Origin of the sequence: Clostridium zeae (assembly GCF_017312485.1) — a bacterium.
In the GTDB taxonomy this organism is placed as follows: Bacteria; Bacillota; Clostridia; order Clostridiales; family Clostridiaceae; genus Clostridium_AR; species Clostridium_AR zeae.
The window spans coordinates 295,060-305,934 of sequence record NZ_BMBA01000002.1; the positions used below are offsets into that span (position 1 = coordinate 295,060).

At 30.3% G+C, this 10,875-nt stretch carries 16 protein-coding genes; 10 read left to right on the forward strand and 6 right to left on the reverse strand.

The features are described 5' to 3' along the window. Positions 1-396 precede the first annotated feature (396 nt). A complete protein-coding gene (locus tag J3477_RS10680; RefSeq protein WP_206869944.1) occupies positions 397-1,998 on the forward strand; it encodes a recombinase family protein in 1,602 nt (533 codons plus the stop codon). A 344-nt stretch (positions 1,999-2,342) separates the two neighbouring features. Beyond that, positions 2,343-2,972 carry a collagen-like protein gene (locus J3477_RS10685; RefSeq protein ID WP_228731267.1) on the forward strand — a complete coding sequence of 210 codons (630 nt, stop codon included), beginning with the start codon at positions 2,343-2,345 and terminating at the stop codon, positions 2,970-2,972. Between the two features lie 590 nt (positions 2,973-3,562). On the opposite strand, the gene J3477_RS10690 is transcribed toward J3477_RS10685, so the two are convergent. The 5 genes from J3477_RS10690 to J3477_RS10710 all read right to left on the reverse strand — a co-directional run bounded on the left by J3477_RS10690 (position 3,563) and on the right by J3477_RS10710 (position 5,809). Beyond that, positions 3,563-4,009 carry a MarR family winged helix-turn-helix transcriptional regulator gene (locus J3477_RS10690; protein WP_206869945.1) on the reverse strand — a complete coding sequence of 149 codons (447 nt, stop codon included), beginning with the start codon at positions 4,007-4,009 and terminating at the stop codon, positions 3,563-3,565. Between the two features lie 54 nt (positions 4,010-4,063). Next, complete coding sequence (locus J3477_RS10695) at positions 4,064-4,387, reverse strand: DMT family transporter (RefSeq protein WP_206869946.1); 324 nt, start codon at positions 4,385-4,387, stop codon at positions 4,064-4,066. A 252-nt stretch (positions 4,388-4,639) separates the two neighbouring features. Next, positions 4,640-4,975, reverse strand: coding sequence for a YnfA family protein (locus J3477_RS10700; protein ID WP_206869947.1), 336 nt, complete (start codon positions 4,973-4,975; stop codon positions 4,640-4,642). Between the two features lie 37 nt (positions 4,976-5,012). Beyond that, positions 5,013-5,192 carry a hypothetical protein gene (locus tag J3477_RS10705; RefSeq protein ID WP_206869948.1) on the reverse strand — a complete coding sequence of 60 codons (180 nt, stop codon included), beginning with the start codon at positions 5,190-5,192 and terminating at the stop codon, positions 5,013-5,015. 113 nt (positions 5,193-5,305) lie between these two features. Further along, positions 5,306-5,809 carry a GNAT family N-acetyltransferase gene (locus tag J3477_RS10710; protein ID WP_206869949.1) on the reverse strand — a complete coding sequence of 168 codons (504 nt, stop codon included), beginning with the start codon at positions 5,807-5,809 and terminating at the stop codon, positions 5,306-5,308. Between the two features lie 309 nt (positions 5,810-6,118). Here J3477_RS10710 and J3477_RS10715 point away from each other — a divergent pair, with 309 nt between their 5' ends. From J3477_RS10715 to J3477_RS10750, 8 genes are all read left to right on the forward strand, one after another. Further along, positions 6,119-6,442: a DUF5316 family protein gene (locus J3477_RS10715; RefSeq protein ID WP_206869950.1), complete on the forward strand. Its 324-nt coding sequence runs from the start codon at positions 6,119-6,121 to the stop codon at positions 6,440-6,442. Positions 6,443-6,490: 48 nt separating this feature from the next. Then, complete coding sequence (locus J3477_RS10720; protein ID WP_206869951.1) at positions 6,491-7,003, forward strand: hypothetical protein; 513 nt, start codon at positions 6,491-6,493, stop codon at positions 7,001-7,003. A 168-nt stretch (positions 7,004-7,171) separates the two neighbouring features. Continuing rightward, a complete protein-coding gene (locus J3477_RS10725; RefSeq protein WP_206869952.1) occupies positions 7,172-8,062 on the forward strand; it encodes a carbon-nitrogen hydrolase family protein in 891 nt (296 codons plus the stop codon). A 91-nt stretch (positions 8,063-8,153) separates the two neighbouring features. Beyond that, positions 8,154-8,447 (forward strand): TIGR04104 family putative zinc finger protein, encoded by a 294-nt coding sequence (locus J3477_RS10730; protein ID WP_206869953.1) that lies wholly within the window; start codon positions 8,154-8,156, stop codon positions 8,445-8,447. Between the two features lie 40 nt (positions 8,448-8,487). Further along, on the forward strand, positions 8,488-8,781 hold the full coding sequence (locus J3477_RS26395) for a TIGR04104 family putative zinc finger protein (RefSeq protein WP_206869954.1): 294 nt from the start codon (positions 8,488-8,490) through the stop codon (positions 8,779-8,781). A gap of 56 nt (positions 8,782-8,837) precedes the next feature. Further along, a complete protein-coding gene (locus J3477_RS10740) occupies positions 8,838-9,338 on the forward strand; it encodes a hypothetical protein (protein ID WP_206869955.1) in 501 nt (166 codons plus the stop codon). Between the two features lie 20 nt (positions 9,339-9,358). After that, positions 9,359-9,640, forward strand: coding sequence for a hypothetical protein (locus J3477_RS10745; protein WP_206869956.1), 282 nt, complete (start codon positions 9,359-9,361; stop codon positions 9,638-9,640). 144 nt (positions 9,641-9,784) lie between these two features. Next, the gene (locus J3477_RS10750; protein WP_206869957.1) at positions 9,785-10,174 is read left to right on the forward strand and encodes a RidA family protein; all 390 of its coding nucleotides are present in this window, start codon (positions 9,785-9,787) and stop codon (positions 10,172-10,174) included. A gap of 188 nt (positions 10,175-10,362) precedes the next feature. On the opposite strand, the gene J3477_RS10755 is transcribed toward J3477_RS10750, so the two are convergent. Beyond that, positions 10,363-10,875 (reverse strand): hypothetical protein (locus J3477_RS10755; RefSeq protein WP_206869958.1); only part of this gene is annotated, 513 nt, incomplete at its 5' end.

Here is a 10,875-nt window from a genome sequence, read left to right on the forward strand (position 1 = left end):
TCATTTTATGAGGGATAAAATTATAGGTTACATTAGAATTTTAAATGAAATCTTCAATAACTTATACTACTTGTTTGTTTCTCTATAGATATCTATAATAAAAACCTTATTCTTACTATTATTAAAAACGCTGATTATCCTTTTAAACTACTAATCACAGCAATTCAATATTAATTTACTTAAACCAATAATAATTTTTATTTTTCTAGAATAGTCATTAATACATAGCTTGATCTGATGCATATTTATACCGATTTTTATCAATGGAATATCTAATTTAAACCAATGCATCATTTGCTCAAATATTACCTAGGAAATTTTTATTATTTTAATTATAATAGTACATTTTTCAGAAGATGCTTTATTTACAACATAGCAATTAGTTGGAGGGATTTTATGATAGCTGCAATATATAGTAGAAAAAGTAGACTCTCCGAAAAAGGTGAATCTATTGAGAACCAAATTGAATTATGCAAACAGTATGGTAACAATCTAGGAATTACTAATTTTCTAATATATGAAGATGAAGGATTCTCTGGTGGAAATATAAATAGACCTGAATTTAAAAAGCTTTTAAGTGACGCTAAGAAAAAGCGTTTTGATTATCTTATTTGCTATAGACTAGATAGAATCTCTCGTAATGTAGCTGATTTTTCTACTACTCTAGAGATGCTGCAGAAAAATAAAATCGAATTTGTAAGTATAAGAGAACAATTCGACACGTCAAGTCCTATGGGTAGAGCCATGGTATATATCTCATCGGTATTTGCACAGCTCGAAAGAGAAACTATAGCAGAAAGAATCAAAGATAACATGCTTGAGCTTGCAAAGACTGGAAGATGGCTTGGTGGCACTCCACCACTTGGTTTCAAATCAGTTCCAGTTGAGTATGTTGGAAAAGAAAATATTAAGAAAATGTATAAACTTGAAGTTGTAGAAGAAGAAATTAATATAGTTAAGACCATATTTTCTTTATATTTAGAAAAGAAAAGCACTTCTACAGTTTCAAGATATCTTTGCTCCAATAATGTTAAAGGAAAAAATGGTGGCGAATTCTCCAGAAATACAGTACTTCAGATATTGAATAATCCTGCATACACTTTTGCAGATGAAAATATGTATAACTATTTTGATAATCTAGGAGCTACTTTATGTAATGATTTTACTGGAGAATACGGCCTCATGGTTTATAACAAACGTGAAGGTGGTAAGAAAGATAAATCGGTGGAAGAATGGATTGTATCAGCTGCCTTGCATCCAGGTATTATCCCCTCTAAACAGTGGATAAAATGCCAAGAAACTTTAAATGCCAATTCAACCAATCCAGCAGTACGTTCCAATACAAGCAAACACTTTTTACTATCTGGATTAGTTAAATGTGGTAACTGCGGTAGTAGTATGTCTACCTGGAGCAACCTAAATAAGAGAACTAATAAACTTGAAAGATATTATAGATGTGAACTTAGGAATAGAGCCAGTAATCGTTGCTCTACTAAGATGCTAAATGCCTATGCTGCTGAAGAAGCTATAATAACAGCTTTAAAAAACATAGACACTAAAAGTTTAGTTAATCTATACTCAAATGATGAAAACTCAGAAACCACTAAACTTGAACTTCAAAATGAAGCTTCAAGCCTAAAGAAAACTCTCTCTTCCAATAATAAAGTTATCCAAGGCTTAGTAAGAAAACTTGCATTACTAGAAGATCCAGATACTCTAAAGCTTATACAAAATGAAATAAGGACGGTGAAAAATGAGAATCTTTCTATTGAAAAAAGACTAAGTGAAATAACCTTAAGTCAGATGACTGCTGAAGACATAGACGAAAAGGTAGGAAATATAACCTCTAATATTAAAACTATAAAACAGTTCTTTGATTATATTGATGATCTTGATGTTAAGAGATCCGTAATTAAAGAAGTTATTGAGAGCATTACTTGGGATAATGAAGTTTTAAAGATTAATCTTGTTGGGGCTAACAGTTCATTAAGTATTTAAGCATAGTTTTTTTAACTATGCTTATTATTTTAATAGTTAATGTTATATTTTCTTGAAATGCGTCAAACTTCCCAATCTTAAATCGAAACTCTTCCATTGACCAATTTATAATTCGATTCCTTCTTTTCGTATCGATTGATTCTCTACTATAGGAATTTGCATTACTGCACCATCGATATTTTTTCCTAATACTATTTCAATCTTCAAAAACTTTCTCAATCGACGAAAAAATGCCATGTGACTATATTTGTCGTAATTTATTTTAGATTGTGTCACATAACATAGTAGTTGTCATAATTTATAACATAAAGTTGTTTTATTTAGAATCTTAAGGAGGCGACTGTATGTATAGAAATAGAAAATCAACCAATAGAATCCGTTGCGTTAATGGACAAATATATTATTCTAAATCAGCTAATGATGAAACTTCAGAATGTCCGGATAAAAAAATTAATGAAAATTGTGACTCAGAATGCAATCCTTGCAAAGCTTGCCCTCCAGGGCCACGAGGACCGAGAGGATTTCGAGGAATACCTGGAGTGCCTGGAGGTATAGTGAACTTTGCAGATTTTTTTGCGCTAATGCCTCCTGATAATGCAGCAACTGTTGGTGTTGGTACAGATGTAAGCTTTCCGCAAGACGGGCCTAATAGCGGTGGAGCTATTGCACGTATTAGTCCTACTGCTTTTAATTTATCCAATATTGGAACTTATCAAGTCTTGTTTCAGGTTAGTGTGACTGAACCAGGACAGTTGATTCTAACTCTTAACGGAGCAGATTTGGCCTACACAGTAGTGGGACGTGCGACAGGAACTTCTCAGATAGTAGGAATAGCTCTTGTAACTACTACATCTGTCAATTCAATACTCACTGTAAGAAATCCTGCTGGCAATTCAACTGCGCTGACTATCACCCCTTTTGCTGGAGGAACAAGACCTGTTTCGGCACACCTTGTTATAACTCAAATAGCGTAAAAAATAAGGTGTTGTATTCAGTCAATATAAATTCACTCTTTAAGTTAGATAGACTGACTTTTTGTCAGTTTATCTTTATTTCTGGTACTTATTCTTGAAAAACTACCTAGCTATGCTTATCATCTATTGGTATATAGTTATCACCATTCATCCAAATCTACTGATTGTTATAATATACAAGAATTTCAGCTTTATTTTCATCGATTTGATGTTTCGTTTAACTGCAAAAATTTATCCTCGTCAACATCTGTAAAGATTTCTTAATAGCATATTTCTATATCTGAATAATGCTTTACACAACGCATTTTTAATCCACTAATCTTCATGTTTATGCCTCATTTACTTTGCAATATTTTAATAATCAGTATCAAATGACCACCCATAATTATTTCTAGTTTTTCATAATTTTTGTATATACAATAAAAAAACAGCCAATAATCTTAGTAACACATCCCAATACCTCCTAAGAATTTTGGGATTCACAGGACAAAAGTTAAAAACTTTAATCTATGTCCTGTGATTTTTATTTGCGTATAAAGCATTTAAGCATAGTTTTATTTAAAACTATGCTTATTACTAATTACTCTTCTCTACTTTTGAAAGCTATCTGCTAGAGAATCAGATAATATCTTGAACCCTTCTACTACAGACCTACGCTGCTCTAATGACATCTTGTTAAAAGCCCTGATTTCTAATTGTTTCATTTCTTCAAGAATAGGTTTTGCAAACTCTTCACCTTTCTCAGTAAGTTTAACTATTTTATTTCTACGATCCTCAGGATTCACTTCTCTAAAGATATATCCATCTTTCTCAAGTCCTGATAAAATTAATGAGACTGTTTGTTTGGGCAAAAGAAGTTTGCTGCATATTTTGTTTTGCGTGCAGCCGTCACTAGAATTCTTTATTATATAGAATACAAATAAAGTTGTATCTTGAATTCCATGCTCTCTAGCCCATACGTGGTATATATTATTTATTTCAAACCATGATTCATAATAGCTTTCTATTAAAGTATCAAACTCTCTTTTATCATTCATTTTTTCTTATGCACTTCCCATTTTTTACATTTAACTTATAATTATTGTGATCTATTAATGACTAACTCCGCTTAAATTTAATCCAACTACTCCTAAAATAATTAACAAAATAGAAATTATTTTCAAAGCACTAACACTTTCTTTAAAAAGCACTACTCCAATAATTGATATTATAACTAATCCAGCTGCAGACCATACCGCATAAGCTACGCTAACATCAATCTTTTTAAGTGCCATAGATAAGAAAGTAAAACATATACCATATCCAATTAGACTACCTAATGTCGGTAATAACTTAGAAAATCCATTTGATGTTTTCATTAAAGTTGTTGCTATAATTTCAAAACCAATAGCTAATATTAAATAAATCCACTGCATGATAATACCTCCTACATATATTAGTCCAGTTATGGACTAATATTATTATAGGATATAAAAATCTTTATTTCAAGGATTGTAATTTTTAAAAATCCGTGCACAACTTTGTTTTTTTACAAGTTAAATAAAAAATCGTATCACTCTTTCAAGTAATACGGTTTTCAAAAATATGTTCAGATCAAAATAATCCATTATAGAAACGTAGCTTAATCAAATTGAGATAATCTTTTGTTTCAATTTTAAAAAAGTAAATCATCCTCTAGGAGCATACATTATTATGATTACACCAATTAAAGCAATAGCTCCTCCAATTAAATCAAATTTATCTGGGACTACATTATCAATCTTCCATCCCCAAAGAATAGATAGTGCGATAAATATTCCTCCATAAGCTGCATAAACTCTTCCGAAATTAGAGTTTGGCGGCTGTAAGGTTGGGACTACTCCATATATTATCAATATTAGAGCTCCAAATATTCCGTAGGTTATACTTTTACCTTCTCGTAGCCACAACCACATTAGATATCCCCCGCCAATTTCAAATATCCCAGCTAATATAAAATAGAAAATAGATTGTACTAACTCCATACTTCCTCCTATGTTTATCTTTTAAATTTTCTTTTAATCACTTATTAGTTTTATTTTTAACCTTTTGTACCATAGCTCCACCATAATTATTAGTGGTATTTGTAGTATTCCAGGTATTGTTACCAAACCCGTTCTTCGCTGGTGAAATCAAAAATCCCAAGACCACTCCCATTGAAAATGCTGTGGCTGCTACAGCTAGAATATCTCTCTTTCTCATAAATATCTCCCCTTTTAACCAATTTAAAATCACCTTGTCCAAATATTTTAAATAAGATATAATTTAGCATTATAAACTCACTCATCAACTTATACCATATCTTTACAATACAATTATATCATCTTTTCAAAAGCAACCCTTTTGTTTTTGTCTTCTAAATAAATTATTCCACAATACTGAAACCCATTTTTCTTTAGTAATCTCTGCATAGATAAATTTTCTACATGTGTATCTACTTTGATACTATTAACTCCTCTACTATGACAAAGCTCTTCCACATTTTTAATAATGATAGAAGAAAGTCCAAGTCCCTTACATTCATTATCCACTGCTATTCTATGTATCACTGCAAAAGCATCATTGCTTAACCATTGTCCTTCATAAATTTCATCATAAGTTTTCTCTCCATCGAAAGATATGGCTGCAGTACCAACTATACTATCATCCTTTAAAAGTACGTAGCTATGCTCATTAGCAATATCATTTTTAATTACCACCTCATTTGGGTAACCATTCTGCCATTGATCTATTCCATTTTGTTTAAAATAAGCTTGTGCCTGTCTTATAATATTCATTATACTGCTTATATCTGCTTCAACTGTCCTACGAAATTCCATTTATACTCTCCTTCTTCTTCTGCAATTATTTATATAATGTACTATAATCACTACAACTTCTATATATTGTGCATAAAATAAATAGGTTTTATAGATACCTTGCCTTCTTAAAATCTTATATAAAATTATAGCATATGTATTTAGAATTCTGCTTCTAGTAAATATAAAAATATTAATTATTCCTAGTCTTTTTAATCACTTTTATATTATAAGTAACATTATTATGTACAACTAGCATCATGTTCTATATAATATACTTATATATAAAGGTAAATTATTACAAATAAATTACGTTATTGGGGGCTAAAAATGCGTAAAGCAATTATTCTAAGTCTTATACTTATATGTATTGGGGTTACAGCTGGTTTCTTTCAAAAGAATTGGTATCTGACTGTAAAAATATGCGGAATTTCTGGACTAGCATGTATATCTATTCCAGGATTTTTAAACGGTGCATTTAATGGATTTATTAAAGGCTCTGGTATTAGTAGTGACAGGCATATATCACATCCTTTTTTAGATACAAAGAAAGATAATCTAGTTCGGGATAAAATAACTAACTTCTTAATGGTTATTGGTGGACCTAATGTAATAGCTGCAATTGTGGTATATGTATTAACCAATAAGAAATAACTCAGGTAATTTAAAACTGACATTATAACTATTGCTAAGGAGAATAAAATGAATAAATTAAAATTTAAATCTTTGGGAACCATTTTTATTATTGCAATTGCATTGATTGTGTATGCCTACTTTCTAGCTCATATTGCAACAAGACAAGATAATGCAACCATAATAAAAACTGGAAAGTATTATTTTAAGCTTGACTTTGTTGGGGAATCAGGCATTAAGCATCCTGTCTATGATATTTCATTATCAGAGAAAGATACTAAAAAGAATATTCAAGAAAACAAAACCAATGAAGAAAGTCTTTTTGGTTTTCATAAGAATATTTTTCTAATTAAAAGCATGAGAATAACATCTATATTTACTGGTTTTATCTTTATACTAATCACAGCCTTTATTTTTACAGTTATATATGATAAACAATTAAATTTGAGTAAAGTTGAAAAGAGAAAACTATTACCATTTGTAGTTTGCTTTTTAATAATATGCACTTCGCTATCCGTATATAAAATAAATGAAATTAAAAAATTAGAATCTGATTTAGTAGTTTACTATAATTCAATATAGTTCTACTAAAGGGTTCCTCTAAGAAAATTTAATTTATGCTTTTTGGAGAATCCTGGTATCTGAGGATTTTCGTGCATGTTTAAATTAATAGTTGAAGTTGGAACCCTACTGGTCAAAACATATAATATTTTATTTGACAAAAATATTTACTATATTGGGGGCTAAAACATGACTAAAATATTTAGAATTGCAATTGTACAAGAAACTCGTGATCCGTATAACATGACTTTAAATACAAATAAAGGTTTAAGCGCAGTGAAAAAAGCAAAAGAGCTTGGGGCTGATCTTGTTTTATTTCCTGAATGCTGGATTACTGGATATGAGTTTCCTAATGTAGATAAAAATCTTTCTACTAAAGAAATTATGAAAACAATAGAATTTGAGGAATGGAACAACTTAGCTATTGATGAAAACAGTGAGCACATACAAACATTTTGCAAGGCAGCTAAACTCCTAAACATCGGCATTGTAATTACAGCCTATACAAAAGGAATCAAAAAACCACAAAACTCTGCATTTGTGATAAATAGAAGTGGTGAAATAATAATGAAATACAGTAAGGTACATACTTGTGATTTCGCAGACGAAAGAATGTTAGAATCAGGAGATGAGTTCAAGGTATGCGAATTCGAAGGAGTCAAACTTGGAGTAATGATATGCTACGATAGGGAATATCCTGAAAGCGCAAGAATATTAATGCTTAAAGGTGCAGAATTAATACTCGTACCAAATGATTGTGAATCCATGAAGCCAAGAATTCAGGCACTATCCACTAGAGCTTATGAAAATATGGTTGGAGTTGCTATGTCAAATCCTCCAAGAAAAAATGCCGGTTGCTCCTGCGCTTTTAGTCCAATAACTTGGGATGAAGATGGTATACCTATTGATAATATAATTACTCTTGCAGATGCAGAAACAGAAGATGTTTTTCTAGCAGAATTCGATTTAGAAAAAATACGCACCTATAGAAATCGTGAAATGATGGGTAATACTTTCCGTAAGGTAAGAGCCTATTCTGAATTATTGAATGATACTATAAAAGAACCATTTAAAAGATAATAAAATTATAATTGAGGGTGAGAATTAATGAGTACTTCAGACTTTCAAGTCAATAGCCTAAAATATAAGATAGGTAAGGAGATTTTAGTAAATGTTTATTCAGAAATGTAAAAACTGCTCTAAAGAGTTTACGTTAAAAACTGTCCTTAAATCAGTTTGGGTTGAAGGCTATAGCAAATCAATAAAATGTGACCACTGTAATACAAAGCATTACATTAACATGACTTCTCGTATATTTATCGCTATACTTATTGGTCTCACTATTATGCCTATGATAAAGCACATACCTAATACAATACTGTACGCTTTACTTATTATAATAACGTATTTTTTATTATTAATACTTACAACTCCTTTCATTGCTAGATATCATGTTAAGAAATAACTTCCTTTAAATTATTTTATAAACCAAGGAGAGTTTACTTATGCTTATAAAGAAATGTGAAAGATGCGGAAATAAAATTGGCTGGCTAAAAGTATTTATATCTATAATGAGCGGGTTTAGGAATATAAGGTGTGATGAATGCAAAACTGAATATTATATAATAGCAAGCTACCGTCTAATAATTGTTCTAGGCGCATCTTTTCCATTATTTATTAGGGATCAAATACTAAAAGTATTTAGTCCACAATTTTACTCTATTCTAGCTATTATATGGCTCCTTTTTATAATATCACTTTCTCCTTTTTTGTTAAGAACTTATGTAAAAAAACGTTAATTTTATAATATTTTATTAAATATGAACAATACAATCAAATATCAGCGGAGGAATATATGTATTTTAAAAGAAAAAGGATACTTACAACTTTAGCTGCTATAATATCAATATTCATTGTCTCATCTATCATAATAATAAAAGCTACGATAAATAACTATAAAAAATCATTAGATCCAGTTACTTTAATTAATATTAACTGGAATATCAATTTGCCTAAGAATACAGCTGCAGTTAATGTTTTATCGGATGAAACAGGAGGTTTCACCAGTGATGGCATAAAACTTACTAAAATAAATTACACCAAAGATCATTTAGATGAATTAAATAACAGTTTTAACTTTTCATCTTTTGACAGTTTAGCACTTGATAAATTTAATTTTCTTGCAAAATCAATAGATAATAAGAAATCCATTAATGAAATAACAGACTTGATTGTAAATGATAATTCAACACTAAAATATAAAATAATAGAAAAAGGATCTTCATTTCTACTTACTCTAATAAGCACTAAACCATCAGATACATTATCCTTATACTGCTTAGAATATAGGTTATAACTTTTTAAAGGAGGCTCTATATGAACCATATACTTGCATCTATGATTTCAATTTGCATTTTCACGCTAATATTATACTTTATTTGCTCTAAATTAAAGTTTGACCTTTGGCTTGATAAAAGTAATGCACGAAGAATCACAGCTATTTTCTTAACTTTTATGATATTTGTGGGCGTCCTTGGAGGAGCCAGTGAATCTCACATTACTGGCATTTACTATTCAATTGCAGAAGGTATATCATACTCGCAGTTTATTGTAGTAATATCTTTTATAACCTCTAGGAGATCTAGGATGAAAAAATAACTATATCTCTACAGATTTTTGAATAAAAACTTCTCATCTAATATTTATCTGATTATTAATGTATAATTATCTAGATAACCTAATAAACAATTTAATTAATAACATTGCATATTAGGGTGAATAGTTATATGAAGGAGTGTTTATATGAAGACATTTAGAAATCCAGAAAATATTCATGCACCTCTGGCAGCTTATACTCATCAGGTAGAAGTGTCTGGTCAAGAACGTTGGTTAGTTCTATCAGGACAAATAGGAAAAGATATAAATGATTTTATTCCTGAAGATCCAATAAAACAAATAGAACTTGCAATGGAAAACATAAAGCTAAATCTTAAAGCCGCTAATATGGATACAAAAGACTTAGTTAAAATAGTTTTTTATATGGTGGGAGATATAGATAATGCACAACGTCGCGAAGCAATTGCAAAGGCTTTAGGCGATCACGAGCCTTGCATGACTATGCTTTATGTAGCAGGTCTAGCAAGTGCAGCTCTTAAAGTTGAAATTGATGCTTGGGCATGCTCTGATAAATAATCTTATTATTTAAGATTAACTAAAATATACATTCAAAATTCATATTGTATACTAGCATTAATTCTAAAAAGGCAGCAATCTTAATAAAACATAAGGTTTCTGCCGTTTGTATTTCTTTATTGTTTTCAGGATCACTATTTCAAAGTTTAATCTGCACCTATCCATAATATAGAAATATAATTTTTGTCCTACAGAGTATATAATGATAATGCTCCACCTGTAACGTCAAAAATAGAACATAATGGTATAGCCCCATAACTGTGTCTTGCAACTGTATTTTTAAACTTTACCCACAGTATTCCATTACATAAGCCATATACAGTATCAGTTGAATATACGTTTGCTGTATTGTTTATAACATCAAAATTTAATTGTATATTTATCGGGAATGTATTTCCTGTAATAGATTTTATTGCAGCTTCCATATCTGTATTACAACAACATTCAGGAGTAGTACAATTATAAGGTGATGGCGGCGTAGTATTAGGCTCATCATTGAATGTAATGAATATTACATTGCACAATGATACGTACACTGTATTACCTTGATTTAAATCTGTTATTATCACAACATCACCATTTGGTTCAAACCCAGCTATCGTACCTATTTCCACTGTATTAAAAGACACTAATGATACAGTCTGTGCAGGATTTGCTGCAAAAATTGTATCAAGAGCATATTTCACGGCAGTTTTACAACA